This window comes from Legionella yabuuchiae (assembly GCF_900640115.1).
GTDB lineage: Bacteria > Pseudomonadota > Gammaproteobacteria > Legionellales > Legionellaceae > Legionella_A > Legionella_A yabuuchiae.
On sequence record NZ_CAAAIW010000005.1, the window covers coordinates 15,659 to 40,128 of the forward strand.

Below are 24,470 nucleotides of genomic sequence, written 5' to 3' on the forward strand. Positions count from 1 at the left end.
GCTTGTACCTAGGTTCTGTTCCCCAGCTATTCTGCCTAAAACAAACAAGAATTGCTAGAGTGAATTCAACTAACTAAAGCGTCATCTCGATGCATCAGATCCTCTTTAAGCATATCTAGGGCTACTTGATCCTGAAGTTTATTGATTAAAGCATCGCCTCTGGCCAAGATATCGTTTGTCAAATGGGTGAGATGCGTCGGTATTGCGGGCAACTGCTCGCGCAAACCGTTGAGTACCGCTATTAATCGCCTTGTCGCTTCAGTACCCTCTATATTGGCCAGTTGAGTTGCCCTATCGAGTGTACCGAATAGGGTTCTTATTGCCTCTAGCTTTTTCCGATTCCGGGGGATAAATAAACCGGCTTGAGTCAACCGACTTGAGAGCCACTTAGATCTAGGATCTAGAGGATTAAATTTCTCATCGAAACTGTCTTGTAATCCATCGAACAGTTTTTGAGACAGCATAGAAAGTTCTTCAAGTCCAAGCTGCTGAAGTATGGGCAAGCGCTCGACCGCATGCAAATCAGATGTCATGTGACGAATCACCATATCTTGCATTTGATTTAATGTGTTTAGATAGCGGCTTTTCCCACTGCGATTGAGCTTAAACCAACCTCTGGTTTGATTAATCTTAAAATCCTCCTCAATGGCTTTGATCTTTGCTTGTTGAATCGCTGCAAGAACCAATTCGTAACGGCGCTCACCTTCTGCAATAGGCTGATTCATAATGTCATCAATCTCTGCCTGAAGTTCATTCGCTTCAACCTTACGATGTGCCGCTTTAAACCAGCTTCCTTGATAAGCGCTTAATAGAGATTTAACCTCTTGTCCCATCACAGTAACTTGAGCGTTTGTTTCGGTTAATCGAATGTTTGATTCCCCGATCACTTCAAATTCATTCGCAAGCTTCATTAATTTAGTTTGCTGGTTTACGTTTAGATCCCTGATTTTACCAAGACATGACTTGACTGGATTAGCATCCAACACCGTTTGCGCATGCGCTAGGTATTTATTAAAACCAGCTTGCAATAGGCGCTCATTTTGCTCTGTATCAATTGGATGGATAGGATTAGACTCAGCCAGTTGCTCATCAGAAACAAATACCTCTTTCTGCAATAGGTGCATCAGAATAATTCGTCGCTCTCGTTCAGCGTTTGATTCATTTGAAGCAAAAGAAAAAGATGGACTTAATGCGGACTGATCAAATAACGCTTCTGACTTGACGCTTTCTAGCGGTAACGCGCTATAAAAATCTATCAGCACCGACCGAACTTTAGAGGTGTATATGGGCGATACGTTTTGACTGAGATAAAAGGCTCCATTGTCAAATAAAACATAAGACAAGTTTGTTTGCTCAAACAAATCAACCATGTTCCTAAGCACCGCTGGTGTTTGGGTTCTGAAGCGCTCTACTCCTGAAAGCAATGCCTCAATTGAAACTTCAGAATGTTGCTCATGATAAGAAATTGCTTTAAACATTGCTTGATACAATAACTCAGCCGCATCTAGAGTAATTTCTTCATCCGCTAGGTAGTTTAGAACTCGCTCTAATACCTGAGGGTATCGTTTAAAGTATTTTTTATCACTAGCCACGATAGTCATCGCGAACCTAATTTTTTCTTCATCCTTTATTACTTTCAAACTTAGCAAAAGACGTTCAAACAGTGCTTCTGCAGAGAGCGTTCTTCCTTGTTCAAATGAAGAAACCACTAGTGTTATCATCTCATTTAGTAAGAAGGTCTGATTTAAAGAAAATGTTGGATCTGCCAAATAATCTAACAGTTGTGCAAACAATTTCGGGAATTTTTCAAAAGAAGCTTCATGGTTTATCACCGCATCCATCAGAATGATAAATCGCTCTACATCCAAAGACCGCAATTTCTCAAGAATCTCTGCTCTATTTAACGCTTCAGCCTTCTCATCTAAAAGACGATAGACTTTCGCTAAGGCCACTATCTTTTGAGTAAAGCGTGCCGTCTTTTCGGACTTGGAATACCTAGACGCATCGATCGCTTGCCATAGAGACTTAATTTGCTCTTGATGATTTAACATTTGCTGATTTGATAATTCTTTTAAAATGGGTCTCATCACCTCAAACCAAGATTTACCTTGAAGCGTCAAGCCCCAAGCTAATAGGTCGCTCACTTGACTGATTTGGCCCCCTGGTTTGCCCAAGAGCATCCATAGCGCTTCAAGATTCTCTTTGTACTGCCCTGTTCCACCTTTATTCCACCACTCTGTTGTCTTTTTGACCAATCCAGCAAAGACATCCCAGTTTTGACCTTCTTCAAATTGTTCCATTATTCTACAAAACGCCAATAGTAATGGTAAGCGCTCTTGTGGGGTATGATTTATAGAACCCCAAGATTCCCATTTCGTTAACATCCGAACTCGATGTTCGGTGGTACCCGAAATCGCTCTATCGATATGATGGAGTACCTCTTCATAAGAACATCCCTCAAAATCGACCGTGTTTGCAATCTTACCAATGGTATGGAAATGCTTGATATTCATTGGACGAGCTATAGAAAAACGCATCGCTAAACGAGTAGACGATGATTCGCTCAATAACCGATCGTACTGAATTAAATAATCGCTGCCCCATCGTTGCTGTTGCTCAACGGTTAAACGATTAAGATAGTCAAGTACAGGGGAGATTTCTGCAATACGACTTTCCTTGCTCAGCATGCTGGTTTGACATAAGCGTTGAACCGCAAGCGTTTGAAGTTCAGGAACCAAACCGCGTAATTGGCGCATAGCGGCAAGTTTAATAGGCTCTGATACGCTGTCAAAGAAATGAGCCATCGCAATTTCAGAATTGGCTGAAGCCTCAACCGCTTGAAACGCATCCGATGGGTTAATGATTTGACGCACTGTGAGTTGCAGTGTTTGTAAAAATTCTTCTTGTGAAGTGCAACGAGCCATCAAATTAGCAAATCGTTGCAACGATTTATGCTCTTCCAAAATCCGCATGAGCTTTGGAACGTCTTGTAGTTTTGCATGATCTGGCAATCTAGAGATCACCCCACCAATGGCAGCAAGCGCTCGATCATCCTCGCTAGAGGCTTTGGGGTTCTTTGCAAGAACGAGCTTGATAGGCCGCGCATCGTATTTTGCTAACTCAAAGCGAAGAGCGTGGGCTTGGGTAGTCTCTGTATAGGTTCGCTCAAATTGTTGAGTCTGTTGAAGAATCGTATCATGAATTGCTGATATTTTTCCGTTCAAGTTTAAGTTCTGGCTTGATAGATCAATCCATTCTTTTTCTAGAGTTTTAAGCATCCGGCTAAACCGAGTCGTTAAGCTATATCGCTGTGTTGGTTCTTTAATCCCACCGAGGATATCCATGCCCCAGCTTGATAATTGTGCGATTGCACGACGATATTCCTGATTGGCTATATTTTGTAAGCTAAATACAAATTCGCGTAACGCCATAACGCGTTGAAAACATTGTTCATCCTCATTTTCTCCAATGGCCTCAGCTAATGCATCACCAATGCTGTCATAAGCTTCAGGGTAATGAGTGCCTAATAGCTCCAAAAGACGTCGCTCTTCCGCTTGTAACTCCTTACGGATGTAAAATTGGAAGACTTCCCCTTCTTCACCATTTCGCCCGGTTCGACCGCCTTTTTGTAACAAATCATTCAGATCATTAACATCAAACAGAAACACGGCTTCAACACCAACGTTATCGCCACGGCCGAAGCCAGAGGCCGCAAGTCCAATCCCGCGTTGTTTTTTCCCTCCATGCCACTGTTCCATTTGCATCTTGGACTCTAACACATCCGACGGACTTCTCTGTTCTTCATTGGTAAAGAAAATGAACTGCTGATCAATTTGTTCGTCAGAAAAATGAGAGGCCAATCTTTCTTTTAACCAATCAACTTGTTTGTCATTTTTACAGGAGAATAAAAAGGATTTATTTTGTTCCAAACAGTGTTGTATTTGAACCACCACATCGTGTATTCGCTCTTCTGCTGAATCGTAAAATTTTGGTTTATTCCAAAAGCGTAAATCGCGTTGGTTGGTAGGAACATGCAATACTTCTGTACCATACTCACGATTAAGCATTTCCGCTTGAGCCGCGGAAATTGTCCCTGAGAATCCTTCCCAACTTCCCCAAAGTTGTTTCATTCGCTGACTCACGACTTGAGAGCTAATGATGTTGCTTTCAGGGTGAATATGGAAATTTTGTGGTTCATCTCGAAGCCTTGCCTCCGTATTTAAACGAACGGCTAGCAATTGATGAACCCCTGCACTGTAGGTTGAACCAAACATGGTTTGGTTATCCGCAGACAGCGGCATAATTTCACGCATGGGGTAAGATTCAGATTCATCACCCATGTGGATTTCCACTTCGCGAACGGTAAATTCTACGCCCCAATTCAACTCATGCGCTTCATGAGCCGATTGTAGCCATTGAACCAGTTGTAAGGGTTCATTAAGCAATCTAATGACGAGACTTTGTCGCTCTTCGTTTTCTCCTGCAGCGAGCTGTAAAGCCTGACCAAGCGCTTTGAGCGTTTCTGCATCAATACGACCCCCATCAACCAAAGCGTCTTTATTCAAAAGATAAAACTCATTGATGGCTTGATAAAACCAAGTCATTTGTTTTGGCGTCGCACCGGTCGGTCTTGCGTAGTTGTATTCCGTTTTGCGGCCTTCTTCAAAGACAATAAAATCAAACTCATCAAATAACGCGACGCGTTTACGGGGATCAATTTCAATCGGCTCACCTGCATAACTCTGTTCATCTAAGAATAATGAAATATCTCCTGCAGTCGAGTAGCGAACTTGGCTATTCACATATTCTTCGCGACTGGATTTCGGATGGATGTAAGCGGTGTGAATATCAAGATAATCAAAAAATGATTGATAATCATCGATTAAATCGCGCTTGGCCAAAGTACGTTTTGCTGTGCAAACGTCTACTTGTTTGCCAAGACCAACGTTTCTCGCCGCACGCATTGCAACCAAATGACTCTTACCTTCTCCCGTGGCAAACTGCAACACCCGTGTTGCCACATTCACGCTAATATCATTAGCAATGAGTGAAAATTGCTGCGCTAAGTGAGGATATTTACGCGTGGTGCGACCTAAGGCTTCAAAAATAATTGCCCATATTTGTGCACGCAAATGGTCATCGCCTGGCTGTTGTTTAGAGGCTTCGGATAGTCCGTTAAAGGCATTTACCAGCTCTTGCCGTGTCATGCTAGAAACAGGCTTATTAACTCCAGAAATCTGCTCATGACCGGACTCAAGCTTTTTTAACTCTGCAAAAACTAGAATCAGTCGCGAAACACTTGCTGCATCTAACGACTGTCTCGCCGCTTGAGCACTTACCTTGGTATCGGTAATCATGCGAAGCAAATCCTCATCGCGTGTAGAGGCAAGGCTGCCGTAATCTGGGCGTGGTTCTTTAAAAGGGTGAGTAAGAAAATCGTCCATGGCTTCTTTAAGGCTTTTTTGTTCACCCTTAACCGATTTAATCATACGAAGCAGATCATCTGCTCCTGGAGAAGGTTGTGCGGGATAAACGTCGGCCATTAAACGAAGATCTATGTCCGATAAAGACTTTAAACGATCAACTAATTTACGGGCTTTGCGGTTAAACTCAGATACATGAGTTGCTGTGTCTTTTAAGCCTTGTCTTAAAGTGCTAAACGCCAGAACATGTAAAATTAAGGCTTGTCTTTGAGACCCGTCGTCAATACTACTACGAATGTTAACCAACAGATCTTCAGAAGCTTGCTGCTCATTTAATGCTTTTAACCATAAAGCGCTCATGGCAGGCCAATGCTCCACCACATGGTCATTACCTGGGTGTTGCAACAGCCAACGGCTCTTCTCAAAGCGAAGTTCCAGTTCATGGAACGTTTTAGATGCGGCCAGAATGTTTAGAGCAAAATCACGGCTTTCAGCGAATACGTCATCAGAAAACACCGCCATAATTTCATTCACCAGAGAAATACTGCCCTGCCAATTAAATTCTTTAAGCGCCGTTTTACATAAAACGGTTTGTTGTCCACGATTGAACACCGTATTTTTTAAAATGCATTGAATGGGGGCTATCAAGGAGCTAGGAAATGACTTTTCGATGCCATCAATTGGCTTCGGCGCTATCGTATGCTCTTCGAGTGCCGCTTTTAATAAGGATATAGGGTAAGCGGTTTGGTCATTGTCTGGTTGGAAAGCACGCAACATTTCATAAAAATAGCTCGCGCTCCAATACTTACCCTGCTCTGTTTTTTCTAAGGTTGAAATCAACGGCTCAATTTCATTTAAGTAGGTTCGATTCAGTTGCAAGCGCTTTAAGAAACGTATGATTGGCATTAAGGCTTCTTGTGCCTCTCCTTGCACGGGAACTGCAATATGCGCCTTTAAAAAGCGCCATAATCGCTCTTCGTGATCGATAAAGTAGCCAAGATCGGCAGGGGCATCCTGTTCTTTCGTTGTGAGCGCACGAAATTCCCCAGTTTTTGAGTATTTAAATTGAATACCACGCTGATTTAAGGTTTCAATCAGTTGAATTCGATGCGTCGCGGTATGGGCCAAATCTTGTCGCATTGCTTGGATGCATTCGATGAGGTTTGACCAGTTTGCTGAATTCGTTAATTGTTCAAGATCACTCGTCGCATAATCAATCGATAAGAGCTGGATATACAAGAGTTTAAGTTCTTGCTGCACCACAGGTGGTAGTGTTTTGGTACTAACAAACAATTGTTGCAACTGCGTTTGTTCTACCCCAAATAAAACAGCTAGTTTTAAGCTTTGATTAAATAATCCCTCCGGATAGGCGTGAGGTTTTTGAGTATTTTGTTCAAACAAACGAGCCACAGCGCGAGACTGATCGAACCGCTTGGAGTGATGCAAAATGGTTATTGCTTCTAAGAAAGTCCCCTTAGGATGTTGTTGTAATAACTCGTCCATTGCATGACTTAATGATTGCAGTTGTATCACTGCATCTAAGCTGACAACCAGAGATTTTTGACCTAATTCATAGACCGCTCGATGTAAGTGTTGAGCAATCCGTGTTTGATAGCGATCATTAACTTCTTCCAAAGAAGCGAGCGTTTCTTCAAGAGCCTCCATTCTATAATCGGTATGTAATAACCACATGAGCTTATGTCTAGAAGCCATTGAGCCATTATCCAAAGCCTGCTTCAAGGTATTAAATGCTTCAGCACTAAAGCGAGACTGAGAAGCCAAGGCACGCCGCATGTTTAAGGGAGCCGCATCCTCTCGCCAACGATAGAGGCCAGATAGATCAGAGGCGTAGGTAGGGGTTCCTTGGTGGAAATCATACAATTGAAGATCGCTGTCGAAAAATTTAAAGCGCTCATGCTGCAAGGCATAATGGACACCACCATGGCTTAAATCCATACGCGCAAGATTTTTTAAAAAAAGTTGTTGCGATTCCAAGCCAGGGATGGCTTTAAGACTCGCTAAAATTCTGTCCATGAAGACCAGCATGTTTTCAGGATTTAAACCATCAAACTCGTTGCCCTCAAGCTCTAACCCAAGTTCTGCAATCTCTGCAGCAAAATACTCAAAGCCATGCCACAATACTTCTGTATTTTCCCAGCCAACCGATTGTAAATGATGGATAAAAATACGTTGCCAGGCTAATTTTAGCCCGATTGCATGCTGCGGTCTTAGTTTCTCAATCATCGTATCGATGGCAGTAAACCACTCAACCGACATAAAACAATTAAAATTATCACTGGCACTTAAGAGCTGCCTGACTTCGTCAAAAAATTCATGACCTAATGCTTGTTCAACTTGACGTACTTTAGTTAAGAAATACCTAACTCCATCCTCGCCAAAGCGATAATAAACTTGTCCCAAAGCACGTAAATTTTTATCATCCGCTAAACGATGGTAAAACCACTCACGCAAATCTGCAGATACATTGGCCAATAATAGTGTAACGGCCTCATCAAGGGGTAATACCAAGTCTTCCTCAGGGGTATCTAAAAATTGTTGAATCCCATCGCGTCCTAAGTGTTGCCAGATTTGTAAGAACACTAACCAGTTCGCTTTGACTTTGGTTTGATTGCGTTCGATGTTCCTTAAAAGCTGGTCGGTGGAAACGCTGCTAAATATCCCTGTAGATCTAGGAAAGTAGGTTTTTACAAATTGATCGTAATCTTCATCATAGCTTGCTCTAACCGGCTGTAATTTGGCAAACAGTAAAATTCGATTTAAGTCACGGTGATCGAGGGTTGAGGTAGCGCTTGATAAATACTTATCAACCTCAAACAGTCTAAAATCTCCTTTCCAAGTCTCAGAGACTGGGGTCCGAATCGCCAAACCTAGAGTCAATGGATTGGGCGTAATGCTGTAAGCAAACTCAGGGCTGTAACATAAAACCAATACACCATCCTTTGACCGCTGAGTGTAAAATCCTTTCGGTAGATTATCTGGATTTAGACCAGAAGTAAGGCGTGTGTGTTTTCTGAGTAGTTCTTTCGCGGCTTCCAGTGTAATTTTTTGGATAGACTCACGAGCAGGAATAAGGGGGTTAGCGTTTACCCAGGTATGAAAAAATCCCTGCAGTAGTGTTTCGCCCTCGACTTTTAATGTTGCAGCGCGTTCTATTATCTCATGCTCTGCGGCGTATTCAGTATAAAAATCCCCTAACAGCACATCAACAGATGTATAATCAACCAACGTCATACTGAGCGCATGATCCAACTGATTCACCACCATCCGTTGTTGTTCTTTTTGAATTTGTCGTGCTTGCTGGATTTGTTGCTGCTGTTGCAACTGCAATTGAACGGTCCCGCCCCGTTTTAAGGGCCAGGGACCTAAACTATCTAAGCGCTGTAGTGCAAAATCCACCTCCTGTAGTTCTCCTTCACCCTCTTCTTCAGCGAATAACGGATGTTCTTCATCAGCAACTAAAGCCTCTTCCTCTGGGACAGAAAAATCACTTGCCTCTTTAATCGTTTTCAGAATCTTTTGCGAAGGGACTCTCTGGCGATTAATTAAGATGATATCATTGAGCAACGCATAAACTTGACGTAACTCGCGCTCGTCATCGCGGACTCGCTCTTTATCTTCAAGTTCAGGAATCGCAATAATACTGGTCCAACGCTCAGATTGCGCCTGGCGGATAAGGGAGCGTAAAAATACACCAAATTCAGCCTTATGATCCAGGCAGTTGGTCAACGTTATTTTCTCAAATGAATCGAGGCGATTTAATTCACTTAACAACCTCGATAACATACGGTCGTTACCGTGTTGATAGGGAAGCCCTAACTCGCTGTAGGGGAAATAGCATCGTCTTTGCAAATGCTCTAGGAGCAACGTGAAATAAGAATCATACTCAGTGGTAGGACAGGCAGCAAAAAACGCCGGTTTTTGCATTCCATATAAAGTTTTTAATGACTCTTGCTCGGTCTCATCGTTAAGAAATGATAATGTCTGCTGCAACCCCTTTATACCCATCTCTTCAACACAGCGTTTAAATAATTCATTCTCTTGTTTGGGCAATAAAATATCTGGATTACTATGTAGGTGAAGGATCCAATAGCGTGCTGCTTGCTTCCAATAATCATCACTCATAGGGGGCAAATACCCATTCGCCTTTAGCCAACGATTGCGCGCAAAAATAGGTAATAAGTGTTGCCGAACCTGTTCAAGCGATGAATTACCAAGCGGATTTAATAACTCGGTCACATAAGCATTATTCCCCATAAACCGAAAAATGGTTCGTTGATCGGCTTCAGATAAGCTATAGCGCTTTGGTAACTGAATATTTAATATCGATTTTTTAGCTCGGGCACGGAATACGGTCAAAACCATTGCACCCGCTTGTGAAGAAAGTGTTGGCGCATCAAACTGATTCTCTCGGAAATTTTTTGTAATAAACCCCCAGCCAACAGCATAAGGCTGACAATGACGCGAATATTTTTCCTGCAAAGTAGGCCATATCGCGTTTAAATCTTCTGGGATTGTTAAACAAATGGTGTGTTCGTCTAGGTCAGTTAAGATAGTGTCCTGGCTAGCACCCGGTAATGGGGTATCAGCCATAGCCGCATCCAAAGCGAGTGAAAAGCTTCGCCCGTTACGGTGCGTTTGAGAATCTTTAACACGATCGTAACTTTTGGAATAATTCCCTAGTTGAGTCATTTGATGATAATAGCGAATCGCCCCTACCAGATCATTCGGCCCATACCCTGGCGCTAGAGGATTATGATCACCTAAGATCGCAGCTCTTGCGAAATTATAACTATCTTCGTAATAGCCTGTATTTTTAGCTTCTTCCATCACAAAGCTCGTCTCTTCCTGGCCCAAATAGGATAAGTACTGTTGTATAAATGTAAATTCTTCAACCATCGCATAATAGTCAGAATGGCGGGTTAGCGCACATCCACTGCGCTCGATTTCGTCATTGATCCAAGCAAGGGCGGTTAAACCTGTGGAAAATGAAAAATCGGCCGTCCCCCCGAGGTAAGACACTGGTCGAGAATTAAGTTCTTTTTCGATCCCAAGCTTTTCATCCTCAGTTAAAAGCGCTTCACAAAATACATCTACAGGCATTTTTGAAAAATTTACCACACACCACTTAGGCATTTTTTTAGGATTATCGGTTACATTGACTAAGACAACGTTATTAACATTACTCTTCAAGTGAACAAGGTGATGCGATAGATTTCGTAGATGGCAAACGGAAAAAAGGTGTTTTGTAGCACTTCTTTGCATGCGATTCACAGCACGAACAAGATCGATATAACTAAGTGGATCTTGGGAGGTTAAGGTTCCTGTTTCAAGTTTCTCCCGCCAAGCAATTTGATGGGATGGTACGCGTTCTAATGTGGGGACAAATATATGTTGTTGAGTAATGAGTTGATGAATTAACCCGCGCGGAACGATTAAACTCGATAATGTTGCATTAACCTCGTCAAGTGTATATAAGCCTATGAGTTCTGTCATGCAGCGATTAAAAAACTCCCAGTAACTTCCTCTAATATTTCTCTGTTTAGCGAGCTCATCGAGAACACCCAATTGAAAAAGATCACTGAAATTTTTTTCAAGGGCCTCTGCAATCACTTCGAAGTTATCAAAGTTAAAATACTCAATTAAATGAGGGAAGTTTTCTGAGTACATAATCACCTTCTTTTGATTTGTAGAGCAGCTAAATCGGTCCAAGTACCAAACCCATAAAGATCAACTGTAGATCACAGTGCTCATTATTCGGGCTTGTTAGGTTATCAAAAATAGGGGCGGTGTACAAGATTTACACTTAGTTTATTTTTTCTACATGCTTGTAAATTGACTGAACTATAGAGTTTGATACCATGTGAAAAACTCAACACAGTGACTCTGATGCTAGAAAAACCCCCTATCCTAACCGTAACTGAACTCAATCGTCATATCCGCTCCCTTCTCGAATACGAAGTTGGAGAAGTATGGGTTGAAGGTGAGATTTCTAATGTAAGCAAACCGAGTTCCGGGCATTTTTATTTTACCTTGAAAGATGCCAACGCCCAGCTCCGATGCGTCTATTTCCGTAATCGTCATGCTACCGGATTAAAATCACTCGTGAGCGGCATGAGAATAATTGCGAATGGCACATTAAGCCTGTATGAAGCTCGCGGCGATTTTCAGCTGATTGTTCACGCTCTAAAAGAAGCCGGCTTGGGTGATTTATACCGCCAATTTGAACTACTAAAAACCAAACTACAAGCCCAGGGGCTATTTGAACCTGCACGCAAAAAAACCATCCCTGGATTCCCTGACGTCATTGGAATCATTACTTCAGCGACAGGAGCAGCCCTAAAGGATGTTCTATCCACGCTTTCTCGCCGCTTTCCCTTAGCGAGCGTTAAATTATATGCCTCCGAAGTGCAAGGCAAGAACGCTCCTATTCAATTAATTAAACAGTTAGAAAAAGCCAATCAGGAACGACAGTGTGATGTGTTGTTACTCGTGCGCGGCGGGGGCAGTATAGAAGATTTATGGGCCTTTAATGACGAGCAACTGGCTTATGCCATCGCCAAAAGCACCATTCCAGTGGTGTGTGGAGTTGGGCATGAAACCGATTTTACCATTGCTGATTTTGTCGCGGATTTAAGAGCCGCAACTCCAACGGCTGCTGCAGAATCGGTAACACCAAACCGCGAGGATTTAGCGCTCATCATTCAGACCTTAAAATCGCGCTTAGTCAGCGCGATGTCGCGAAGTTTAAGCCATAACAGGCTCTTACTTAATCATCAAATTAGAACACTAACGTCACCAGGCCAATTAATTTTAAGCCACTGGCAGACCCTAGATTATCTACGAAGTTATTTATTCCGCGCTTTAAACCTAATTCTAACGCAAGCACAGCACCAACTTAAGTTGCTTCAAGCGCGTCTTTTAGCCCAAAGTCCTGCACGTGTTTTAATGGAGACTAAACAACAATTGTTACTCTTAGGAAATGAACTCATTCGCCAAATAAATGATTCTATTGCCGCGCGCCATCAAACAATGGCTCATTTGAAAGCGACTTTACAAGCCGTAAGCCCACTAGCAACCTTAGAACGAGGTTATGCGATTGTGACTCATGGCAATCAGGTGCTCATGGATAGTCAAAACGTTCCTCTTGGCGATGAAATTACGGTACGATTAGCCAAAGGAAAGATTACCGGAACCGTCACGAAAAAAAATTAACCTAAACGAGTTATTCATGCTTGAACAAATTAATGCCAGTTTAGACGTAATCATTCAACAAACCCAAGCTAACTTAGAGATGCTAAGCATCATTCTTTTGATTCCTTGGACCATTTATATTATCAGTTTATTTCAACCAAGAATTTTACTGCTTGGAATTATACCAAGAACAATTCCTGGACTCACAGGCATCCTGTTTGCACCCTTGCTGCATGGAAATTTTAATCACATTTTTTTTAATTCCATTCCATTAGTGGTGTTAAGTAATTTTATTTTAATTAACGGCCTAACTTATTTTTTAATGGTGACCCTCCTCATCACGGTGAGTAGTGGATTTCTACTTTGGTGTTTTGGCAAGCCTGGACTCCATATTGGAGCCAGCGGTCTTATCACCGGTTACTGGGCCTTATTGGTTGGTGATATTGTTCAGCAAGGTACAGTAACGGCTATCATTTTAGGGATACTAAGCGCCTACTACTTTGCAGGAATTTTTTTCGGCATTTTCCCAGCAAAAAAAGGCGTATCCTGGGAGGGCCATTTATTTGGCCTTATTTCTGGGTTTGCAGTCAGTTATTTGAGTCATTATCAGAGTGTTTTATCGACTAATTTTTGACTATGGAGGCTATAGTTGTATTGCCCGATCATTTACATGCTGTGTGGAAACTGCTAGACGATGATTTTAATTACTCATTACGCTGGCATCAGAATGTAACCCTGGGATACGGACCTTTGGACCTACTCCCAGGCTACGCCTGCTTCCAGATACCACGCCTATATCAGGGGAATAAGGTTTCAAGCGCATCGGGAGCTTCCGGTAGGTCAAATTCTTTTTTGTTATGTCGCAGTTGGCAAGAGGCACATATAAGTTCTACCTTCTCACCTTCTTTAAGGTCCTTTGCTTTGTTTATGTCACTTGGATGCACTATACAGCGAAATTCCACCCCCGCTTCGGTTTTAAACTTATGCAAAATTGTGTCTCTTTTTACATCGGCAAATGAGACAAAACTCCATGAAGCAAATAAAAAAGCGATGCTTATCTAATGATAATCTACCCATTGCTCATAGTTTTCTCCAAAAACCATTATGTCAACTGGTAGTATAGTCTATACTCTGCGATCGTTCATAATGCGTGATGTAAGCTTTTCTTTTTCGCCCAGTCGCATTTTGAAGTTGATTGGGTATATAATCCAAAAATTTTATAGGTATAGATGTTCAATGTTTAAACCAGCGTTACTCTTAAATCAGCCACCATCCAAAAACGTTTGGGGTCAGCTTTATGGGAGCGCCTTACCCTTGGCTGTTGCCGAATATGCGCAACAAGAATCAGGCATTAAACTCATCATTACCCCGGATAATCTAAGTGCGGCACAGCTTCAAGCGGAGCTTTCTTTTTTCTTACCTAAAGATACAGCGCAAGAAGTGTTAATGTTTCCTGATTGGGAAACGTTACCTTATGATCAGTTTTCACCCCATCAGGATATTATCTCTCAGCGGCTATATTGTCTAAGCCGTTTGCAACATGCCACCAATGCAATCGTTATCAGCGCTGTTAATACCTTAATGCATCGCTTATGCCCCCCCTCTTTTTTAAATCAACACGTTTTAATGCTCAAAGCAGGGCAAACCATAAACGTTGAGCACTTTCGGCATCAATTACAGCATGCCGGATATTATGTGGTTAACAAGGTGCTGGAGCATGGGGAGTTTGCCGTGCGAGGTTCGATTATTGATGTCTTTCCTATGGGAAGCAACTCGCCTTTTCGAATCGAGCTGTTTGATGATGAAATCGAGAGTCTGCGCTGTTTTGAGCCAGAATCACAGCGTACCATTGAAAAAATAAATGAAATACAAGTGCTTCCTGCCCGAGAGTTTCCTTTAAATGATGAAAGCATTACCCACTTTCGCCGCGCTTTTCGCGAACAATTCGCCGTTAATCCCAGCAACTGTCCGATTTATGAAGCCGTTAGTGACGGACAATTTCCAAGTGGTATTGATTACTATCTACCCCTATTTTTCAGAGAAACCGCCACTATATTTGATTACTTGCCTACAGAAGCTAAGCTCTGTTTGGTAGAAAACGTTCACGAGCAAGCCGACTCTTTTTGGCAAGAAGTGACCACACGATATGGTCAGCGAAGCTACGACGTATCCCGCCCTATTCTCAAGCCCGAATATTGTTTCCTAAATCCGATTGAGTTTTTTACGCATGCCAAAGTCTTCCATTCCTTGAGAGTTCAGCATAAACCCTCCGAAAAGAAAGGCAGTTACAACGTTGACGTAGAAAAAGCGCCTCCATTACCAGTGGAACGCCAATCCAGCCAACCTTTAAAGCAACTCGTTGACTACTGTGCAGATCCTTTAAAACGATATTTGCTTGTGGTCGAAAGTGCGGGGCGTCGCGAAGTGATTTTGGATTTATTAAAAACCAGTTCCCTCAAGCTTAAACCCCAAGCCTCTTGGCATGACTTTTTGCTGGATAATGCACCATTTAATATCCTGGTTGGCCCACTTATTTATGGAACCGAGCTACCTAAGCTTGCCATCATAGTAGAATCACAGCTATTCGGTGAACAAGCCATTCCTCAGCGGCAAAGCCGCCAAAAATCGGTTGATCCAGACTTAATTATTCGGGATTTGGCCGAGCTATCGATTGGTGCGCCAGTGGTTCATTTAGAATTTGGCGTAGGCCGTTATCAGGGGCTTAAAACCATTGAAAGCGGTGGGATGATCAATGAATTTTTGATGCTTACTTATGCTGGTGAAGACAAAATCTACGTACCGGTGACTTCTTTAAATATCATTAGTCGCTATACTGGCGCCGATAGTGAACACGCCCCCTTGCATCGACTCGGTACGGATCAATGGCAAAAAGCCAAGCGCAAAGCCGCGGAGAAAATTCATGATATTGCCATCGAGTTGTTAGAAATCTATGCAAAGCGGGAAGCAAAGCCTGGCTTTGTCTATGACTATTCTCCCAATGATTATCAACGATTTGCGAGTGGATTCCCGTTTACGGAAACTCCTGATCAAACGCTTGCCATTCAACAAATCATTCAAGACATGCAATCACCGCGACCAATGGATCGTTTAATCTGTGGTGATGTAGGCTTTGGTAAAACGGAAGTCGCCATGCGCGCCGCCTTTCTAGCCGTTCAAAATGGGAAGCAGGTATGCGTGCTTGTTCCAACCACGTTGCTGGCAGGTCAGCACTTTGAGAATTTTAGAGATCGCTTCGCTGAATTCCCCATGAACATTGAACTCTTATCCCGTTTTCGCAGTGGAAAAGAAGCGGAAAAAGTAATCGCCAATCTTAAAAATGGCCAAATTGATATCGTCATCGGTACCCATAAACTCTTTCAAAAAGACATTGAGTTTCGTAATTTAGGCTTGTTGATTATTGATGAAGAACATCGTTTTGGTGTGAAACAAAAAGAACATATTAAATCATTACGGACGAACGTAGATATTTTATCTATGACGGCAACACCAATTCCACGAACGCTAAACATGGCCATGGCTGGAATTCGAGATATTTCGCTGATATCCACACCGCCGGCAAAACGATTGGCGATTAAAACCTTTTGGCAAGAACGCAACGACAGCATTCTTCGCGAAGCGATTTTGCGAGAAATTTTACGTGGCGGCCAGGTCTTTTTCTTACATAACAATATTCAAACGATTGACAGGATTCGGCAAGAGCTAGAAACGCTCGTACCCGAAGCAAAAATCCATACGGCCCATGGACAAATGCGTGAGCGCGAATTAGAACGCATCATGTCGGACTTTTACCACCATCGTTTTAATGTGTTAGTGTGTACAACAATTATTGAGACTGGTATTGATATCCCTACCGCCAATACCATCATCATTGATCGTGCCGATAAATTTGGACTTGCACAACTTCATCAATTACGAGGACGTGTTGGGCGATCGCACCATCAAGCTTATGCTTATTTATTAACCCCCTCCAAAGAGCTTTTAACGCCAGATGCCGTAAAACGCCTTGAAGCCATTGTATCGCTTGAAGATTTAGGAGCAGGATTTACCTTAGCCACGCATGATTTAGAAATTCGCGGTGCCGGAGAGCTGCTTGGCGAAGAGCAAAGCGGGAATATGCAAGCCATTGGTTTTAATTTGTTCATGGAAATGCTGGATAAAGCCGTGGAGGATTTAAAAGAAGGAAAAACCCCCGAGTTATCTGCTCCGCTTCATCAGGGTGCTGAAATCGATTTAAGAATAAGCGCCATTATTCCAGAGGATTATATTGGCGATATTCATACCCGATTAATCATGTACAAACGCATCGCCAATGCGAAAGACAAAGAACAATTGCGCGAGTTACAAATTGAAATGATTGACCGTTTCGGCCTGCTACCCCCGCAAATCAAGCATTTATTTTTGATTACCGAATTAAAATTACTAGCCAATGAGCTTGGCGTAACTCGAATTCAAGCCCCAGGGCAAAGCGGTAAGCTTGAATTTAACGATCAGCCTAACATTGATGCCGGTGTCTTAATTAAATTGATCCAAGTCCACGCCACCCGCTATCAGATGGAAGGGCCGAACCGCTTAAAATTCAACCTCGATAGCACCACCCATGAAGAACGCATCCATGAAATAAAAGCGCTTTTAACGAAACTTTCAAATCAATCCTAATGCCTTTGAAGTTCAGCGGACAAATCTATTCCCAAACGATAGTATCAGACTGCTCAATCACGTTTTGAATCTCTTTCTCATATTCCGATTCAACCTCTCGCCGCTTAACTTTTAAGGTGGGCGTTAAAAAGTTATTCTCGACGTTCCAAGTATCCTTAACGACGAGCACATGACTAATTTTTTCATATCCTTTTAAGTCCTGGTTCACTGATTTTAACGTTTTCCTAAGTCGCTCACGGACTTCATTTTCAGGCTTTTTGCGTGCTTCTTCAGTCAAACATACCACCATCACATTACTGGGCAACTCTTTGCCAACAAGGCAGAGATGCTCAATGTGATTATTATCGGAAAACGCTTTTTCTATTGGAGTAGGCGCGATGAATTCACCTTTTTGATTTTTAAAATTTTCCGACAATCGGCCTAAAATTTTAACGCGCTGTTGTTCATCAATTTCAACGATATCACCCGTCCTCAACCACCCATCTTCAGTGAATGCTTCTGCTGTTTGCTCAGGGCTTTTATAAAATTCTTTCATCAAGCAAGGGCAGCGCATCAACAGCTCATCGTCCTTACCCTTTTTAATTTCTACGTTTAGTCTTGGGGTTCCAACATAACCTGGCCTGCGTTCTTCGGGTAAAGATAACGTTGCATAAGCAAAATTTTCCGTCTGGCCATAGCCTTCTAATATTGGAATATCTAAGTTATCAAAAAAATTATAAATCGATAGCGGTAAATGCGCCGCACCAGAAATGTTTCCTTCGCTTCGACTCAAACCAAGCTGCTGTTTAACCTTGTGCTTCACTAATTTTGAAAGAAATGGAATTTGCAATAACACATGCGGCAAACCTGAAGAAATTTTTTCTTCAATTTTATTCTGAAATACGCCCCAAATTCGCGGAACGGCTGCAAATAATGAAGGTTCGACTTCCCGGAGATTCTCAGCGAAGGTATCCAAGCTTTGCACAAAAGAAACATCGCTTGAAATAGCAATACTACCCAATTGGATTGCAGAGCGCTCATAGACATGTGCCAAAGGTAAATAGGATAATAAATGATAATGATCTAATGGTGCGAGTCGATTGATGTCTTCTGGAAAAATAGCCAAATAGTTCGCAATGGCCTGGTGCGTATAAACAGCGCCTTTGGGTTTTCCTGAGGTTCCGGAGGAATAAATAATAGTATAGGTATCTTCAGGCGCGGGTTTTTTGACTTCCTTTAAGGGTTCACAGCCTAACACATCAACCCAGCGATACTGAGCGTCCATATCGGGATGATAATCAAACGCAACCGTCATCAAATCGTTTGGAATGTATTGCCGTACTTCATTGTGATTATCGAGTTTACCCAGAAACACCAACTTAACTTCGGCATGATCCAAAACGTACTCAATGCTTTCTTCGTGCTGATTAGCAAACAAAGGAACATTAACCATGCCAGCTAAAGTAATGCCAAAATCGGTGATAAACCATTCCGCGCAATTTTTAGAAAAAATCGAGACGTGTGCGCCTTTCTTTAGCCCTATTTGTTTGAGAAATTGAGCGACTTGCCTAGCCTGCTTTAAAGTCTTTTCCCAGGAATACTCATGCCACTTGCCGTGACGTGGTTGTCTTAAATAGATGCGATCAGCATGTTCTTTTTCATGATTTAACAAAATATCAACAACGGAGCTTCCTTTCATCGTTATTCTCCTGAAATGCCCTATTTTTTGTAATAAGTCCTCATTAAATTTAACGCTTGATGAATAATATGCGTTCTGGGGATCGCTTGTTCATCTACTTTGGCTTTAGGATTGGTGATTTTAATATGGCCCGATGCCTCGAGTGTCGTCAACCGATCTGATTCAATAATTCCCATATTGACATAACTTCCCGCTAAGATAAACGAATCGCGGTTATGTTTGTTTAATAAATGTTGACCAATACTATAATCTGAAATCGGATTTTCGCAAGAAAATAACCCTTGTAGTAACGTCGGAACCAAATCATACCCACTTGTTCGATGGTTGAATCGTTGGGGAATTGCGCCAGGCCAATGAACAATCATTGGGGTATGCACCTGGGTTTGGGTATAGTTTCCACTATGCCCCCAGTAATTTTGTTGATTATCATTAAATTCCTCGCCATGGTCTGATGTGATAATAACAATACTGTTTTCATAATAACCATTTTGCTGTAAATAAACCAGTAAACGATGAATTTCAGCATCCAAAAAATGGGCCGCATTCAAGTAGCGGTTGTAATAAGGTAACGGCTCCAATTCATCCGAAATACCAAATCTTAGGCAATTTTCTTTAGCTGGTTGAAACGGTTTGGAATACGTTTGCTTGCGGCAGTAGCTATGGGTGGCATCATAGAACAGATGCATAAAAAATGGCTGTTGTGGCCTGGCATTGGAGAGATAGCGTAGTGCTTCATCCGTCGTGTTTTTATCTTTTTCAGCCGTATCATTACCCAAAGCCCCACCTACATTCAGATCAGGCACATTCAAATAAATGGTTTGATCAAACGCGGGAGGAGTAATAAATGAACTCCAAATCACTTTAATGTCGTAATTATTTTCTCTAAGCACATCCATTAACACAGGAGCCTTTCTTTCCGTTTTAGCCGCAGTCCAATAGCTACTAGGCAAGCTATAAAAGAGCGAAAATAGTCCGGCTTGGGTTGAGTTTCCTCCGCTCAAATTATTTTGAAATTGCCAACGTTGTTCCGCAAATTGACTTACATGCGGCATCACTTGACGATTGACCGTATCAAAACGAAGTGCATCAGCCATAATCAAAATAATATTGGTTGGGTGCTTTGGCTTTTTGCAGCGCAAGGCTTTTTGGGGATAATTTAATGGCTCATTCGAGAATGGTGGTTGAATAAAAAACTGCTCGCTCCAGTTATAAATCATTCTCTTACTGTCTGATGAAGGAAAAACGTAGGCATAGAGTTTACTGAACAGAGGCAGATTAGGGATTTGTTGGCTGAAGATATTATTATAATGCACAATGGACATGGTTAAGGTGAAGTAACTCACACAGATCCCACCAAACCAAATTAAAACAATGAGTCGACCTGCTGTGAAGCGAGCAGGCACAATCACTTGATTCCAAATTAAACCTGCTAATAGATATTCCAGGATTAATATCAGAACAATTACTCCGATAAAACCCCAAATTTCCGCCTCGGAAAAACCAAACAAGCCTCCCCAATCCGTGCTCATAATAAAATGAATAATGGTTCCATTTAGATGGAACTTGAACATAGAGTAAATTTGGCTATCCATCAAAAGAAATAGAACAGAAATAGTCGCGACTAACGCGCTAAAAGGCAGGATAACCCGTCGATTAGGAATTAATGCAATCAAAGCGATCACAAGCAGCGCCGGTATAAAAGCCAGCAACATCATGTAACTGAGGTAATTAATCAACGTAAAGCTTAAGACGACACTTTTACCAATGACACTGGAAAAATCGGCAATCATGGTTTTATAGAGTGTGTCGTGTAATAAAATGGACTTTAAAAAACTATAGCCCAAGATCCAAAAAACCAGTGTATTTGCTAAAAAATACCAACCGGTAAAACGCAATAATTGTTTATACTTCAATACCTTACCTCAAGTTATTATCGAGTTCCACCTACGGTTAAGGCATCTATTTTCAAGGTAGGCTGTCCGACCCCAACCGGGACTGATTGTCCTTCTTTCCCACAAACTCCAATACCAAGATCCAGTTTTAAATCATTTCCAATCATGCTGATTTTTTTCATCACATCAGGTCCATTACCAATAAGAGTCGCCCCTTTCACGGGTTTTGTGACTTTACCATCCTCGATGAGGTACGCTTCACTCGCTGTAAACACAAACTGTCCGGAGGTTATATCCACCTGTCCTCCTGCGAAGTTTACCGCATAGAGTCCTTTTTTAACCGACTGAATAATCTCTTTTGGATCATGCTGTCCCGCGAGCATATAGGTATTGGTCATGCGTGGCATAGGAAGATGGGCATAGGACTCTCTTCGACAGTTACCCGTCGATTTCATGTTCATTAATTTAGCATTGAGTTTATCTTGCATATAGTTGACGAGCTTGCCATCTTCGATAAGGGTTGTGCACTGCGAGGGCGTTCCTTCATCATCAATGGTTAATGAACCTCTACGATGTTCTAGAGTACCGTTATCAACCACGGTGACTCCTTTGGCTGCGACTTGTTCTCCCAAACGATTTGAAAAAGCAGAAAGGCCTTTGCGATTAAAATCGCCTTCTAAGCCATGGCCAACTGCCTCATGCAGTAAAACTCCCGGCCAGCCCGGCCCTAAGATGACCGGCATTAAACCCGCCGGAGCATCTTCTGCTTGCAGATTAACTAAGGCTTCTCTAACCGCTTCACGAGCATAACCAAGCGCTCGTTCTTCTTCAGTAAAATAAGAAAGCGCAACGCGGCCACCGCCACCACAACGCCCAGATTCACGACGACCGTTTTCTTCGACCATAACACTCACATTAATGCTGACTAAAGGTCTAATATCAGCAATCATTTGACCGTTCATATCAGCCACCATGACCACTTCATAAACACCACTTAATGAAGCATTCACCTGTTTTACTCGCGGATCTAAGCGGCGAGCTTCTTTATCAATGGATTGCAATAAAGCTATTTTTTCAGGCTTAGTCAGGGAATCAATGGGATTAATATTCGAATATCGAGTAATAGGCGAGGTAGCGATTCGAATCGCAGGAGTAGAAGCTTGGCCACCAAAAGCTATCGAACGTGCGGCATCTGCGGCTCGTTCCATGGCAGGCATAATAATATCATCGCAATAGGCGAATCCTGTTTTCTCACCACTAACCGCACGAATCCCAACGCCGCGATCGATTGAATAACTCCCACTTTTAACTTCTGAATCTTCTAGGTACCAAGATTCATAGCTACAACTTTGAAAATATAAATCCGCATCATCAATTCGTTTCGCCCTCAGAATCTTTAATAATTGTTCAATTCCTGATTCATCTAGCGAAGCGGGTTTTAATAGAATATCTTTAGCTATAGATAAAGCGTTTACCTTCATGCCGTTACCTTATTTAAGATGTGGTGGTCATTACATGGGAATTGTTTACGAAGCTGATTCTGACGTTCTAAGTCAATATTCGCTACAACCATACCCTTACCGTGTTCGTGAAGACCAAGTATCTGTCCCCAGGGTTCTACAATCATACTATGCCCATAGGTTTCTCTACCGTTATCGTGGCGTCCACCTTGATTGGCGGCTAGCACGTAACATAAATTCTCACTCGCCCGCGTTCTTAGCATTACCTCCCAATGGGCTTTACCGGTGATAGCAGTAAATGCAGACGGCACTGAAAAAATTTGAGCGCCTTTTAATAATAATAGCTGAAATAATTCAGGAAATCGTAAATCATAACAAACACTGAGCCCAACTTTCCCAACAGGGGTGTCCACAACAACCACGGCTTCCCCTGGTTCAATCGTAGCAGACTCTTTATGAGATTCCTCTTGAGATATTTGAACATCAAACAAATGAATTTTATCGTACCGCGAAACTTGCATCCCCATTGCATCATATACGATGCAAGCGGATTTCAACCGCTCGGAGTTTGTTCTAAGCGGTATGGTACCTGCGATAACCCAAAGACCATACTGTTTCGCAAGATTACTAACGGTATTTTGTATGACACCGTGCCCATCCTCCTCGGCAACCGCATATTTATCTCGCTCATTTAACCCCATGAACGCAAAATTCTCCGGTAACACCAAAAGTTCTGCCCCAAGCTCATGAGCGTTAATAAAAAAACCTTCCAATTCCTTTAAATTCTTATCAACGTCAGAAGATGATATCATTTGCACTACAGCTACATGACTCATAGACTATTCCTAAAATTAATCCTTAACTATTGTAAGGGCATTATTGCTGATTAAGCTATGGAATCTTTAAAGAAAATTATTATTATTTTTTGGGCGCTATGGTGGCTGATTGCCGCATGGACGGATATCGCTGGTTTTTTAAGCCATATTCATTGGTTATCAAAACCTTGGGCGCCTGATTTAAATTATCCGTTTCTTTTAAAGTCGCTGAATATTTATTCTCTCCCTAGTTGGCTACCTCCCATTTTTTACGCTGGAATTATAATCTGGAGTAGCTTAATTGCCCTTCTCTTTCTTCAAGCTTCGTGTTCACTGATTAAGCCCACTGCAGTCTGGCACAAAAAAGCCGAACGCGCGTTTCTAGTCAGCATCACGTTTTGGTTAGCTTTTTTTTTAGCGGATCAACTGATTATGAACTATGATTTAGAACAAAATCATATGGTGCAAGGAAGCTTTCAACTTCTTACCTTTTTTTGTCTAAATTGGCCTGCTAATAAACCCGATAGGGCTTGCTAGTAAGAATGCAACCCTTTAGACTTGAAAAGCCAATGGAATGTCCCCATTTATGCTACAATAAACTATAAATAATCTGGAGTTTCACATGAATCGAAATGACGTATCTGTGTTAAGCCGCCAAACGGAATCCGCTTTAGCAACCAATAAGGTATTACGAAACACCTATCTGTTGCTTGGCATGACCTTTATGTTTAGCGCGTTTACTGCTTTTTTATCGTTTGCTATGAACGCCAAGCCCGTTAATCCTTTATTAATGATTGTTGGCGCTTATGGCTTAATGTTTTTAACCCACGCGCTTCGTAATAGCCCTATGGGTCTGCTGAGCGTCTTTGCATTTACTGGCTTTTTAGGGTACACCTTAGGCCCAGTGTTAAATGCTTATATTGCGGCATTCTCAAATGGCCCGCAACTTATCGCCACCGCCTTAGGGGGTACTGGCGTCATTTTCTTTGCTTTGTCAGGCTATGCGCTTACCACTCGTAAAGATTTCAGCTATCTAGGCGGCTTCTTATTCGTTGCCGTTATGGTGGCTTTTCTTGCGATATTAGCCGGTTTGTTCTTTAACATTCCTGGTTTACAGCTTGTTATATCCGCCGCGTTTGTTCTAATTTCTTCTGGATTGATTCTATTTCAAACCAGTGAAATTATTCATGGTGGAGAAAGAAACTACATCTCAGCAACCGTGACGTTATTTGTTTCAATCTATAACTTATTTATAAGCTTACTGAATTTATTAGCCGCTTTTTCAGGCCGCGAATAACGAAACGCATAAAAAA

Annotated in this window: 10 protein-coding genes; 5 read left to right on the forward strand and 5 right to left on the reverse strand. The window is 42.1% G+C overall.

Annotated features, from left to right (window positions below; genetic code table 11):
- Positions 1-65: 65 nt before the first annotated feature.
- On the reverse strand, positions 66-11,111 hold the full coding sequence (locus E1O47_RS02785; RefSeq protein WP_133129749.1) for a preprotein translocase subunit SecA: 11,046 nt from the start codon (positions 11,109-11,111) through the stop codon (positions 66-68).
- 219 nt (positions 11,112-11,330) lie between these two features.
- Here E1O47_RS02785 and xseA point away from each other — a divergent pair, with 219 nt between their 5' ends.
- The 3 genes from xseA (at position 11,331) to mfd (ending at position 17,312) form a co-directional block, all read left to right on the forward strand.
- On the forward strand, positions 11,331-12,656 hold the full coding sequence (gene xseA / locus E1O47_RS02790) for an exodeoxyribonuclease VII large subunit (protein ID WP_133129750.1): 1,326 nt from the start codon (positions 11,331-11,333) through the stop codon (positions 12,654-12,656).
- 16 nt (positions 12,657-12,672) lie between these two features.
- On the forward strand, positions 12,673-13,269 hold the full coding sequence (locus E1O47_RS02795; RefSeq protein ID WP_133129751.1) for a rhomboid family intramembrane serine protease: 597 nt from the start codon (positions 12,673-12,675) through the stop codon (positions 13,267-13,269).
- A 602-nt stretch (positions 13,270-13,871) separates the two neighbouring features.
- Complete coding sequence (gene mfd / locus E1O47_RS02800; protein WP_133129752.1) at positions 13,872-17,312, forward strand: transcription-repair coupling factor; 3,441 nt, start codon at positions 13,872-13,874, stop codon at positions 17,310-17,312.
- Positions 17,313-17,337: 25 nt separating this feature from the next.
- Here mfd and E1O47_RS02805 read toward each other — a convergent pair whose 3' ends face one another.
- From E1O47_RS02805 to E1O47_RS02820, 4 genes are read right to left on the reverse strand one after another with little or no spacing between them, the layout of a single operon-like run.
- On the reverse strand, positions 17,338-18,990 hold the full coding sequence (locus E1O47_RS02805; protein WP_133129753.1) for an AMP-binding protein: 1,653 nt from the start codon (positions 18,988-18,990) through the stop codon (positions 17,338-17,340).
- 20 nt (positions 18,991-19,010) lie between these two features.
- Positions 19,011-20,903 (reverse strand): DUF3413 domain-containing protein, encoded by a 1,893-nt coding sequence (locus E1O47_RS02810; protein WP_133129754.1) that lies wholly within the window; start codon positions 20,901-20,903, stop codon positions 19,011-19,013.
- 17 nt (positions 20,904-20,920) lie between these two features.
- A complete protein-coding gene (tldD, locus tag E1O47_RS02815; protein ID WP_133129755.1) occupies positions 20,921-22,363 on the reverse strand; it encodes a metalloprotease TldD in 1,443 nt (480 codons plus the stop codon).
- Positions 22,360-23,178 carry a carbon-nitrogen hydrolase family protein gene (locus E1O47_RS02820; RefSeq protein WP_133129756.1) on the reverse strand — a complete coding sequence of 273 codons (819 nt, stop codon included), beginning with the start codon at positions 23,176-23,178 and terminating at the stop codon, positions 22,360-22,362. Before E1O47_RS02820 ends, tldD begins: the two co-directional genes overlap by 4 nt.
- Positions 23,179-23,235: 57 nt before the next feature.
- Here E1O47_RS02820 and E1O47_RS02825 point away from each other — a divergent pair, with 57 nt between their 5' ends.
- A complete protein-coding gene (locus E1O47_RS02825; RefSeq protein WP_133129757.1) occupies positions 23,236-23,694 on the forward strand; it encodes a hypothetical protein in 459 nt (152 codons plus the stop codon).
- Positions 23,695-23,779: 85 nt separating this feature from the next.
- The gene (locus tag E1O47_RS02830) at positions 23,780-24,454 is read left to right on the forward strand and encodes a Bax inhibitor-1/YccA family protein (RefSeq protein ID WP_133129758.1); all 675 of its coding nucleotides are present in this window, start codon (positions 23,780-23,782) and stop codon (positions 24,452-24,454) included.
- Positions 24,455-24,470: the final 16 nt, after the last annotated feature.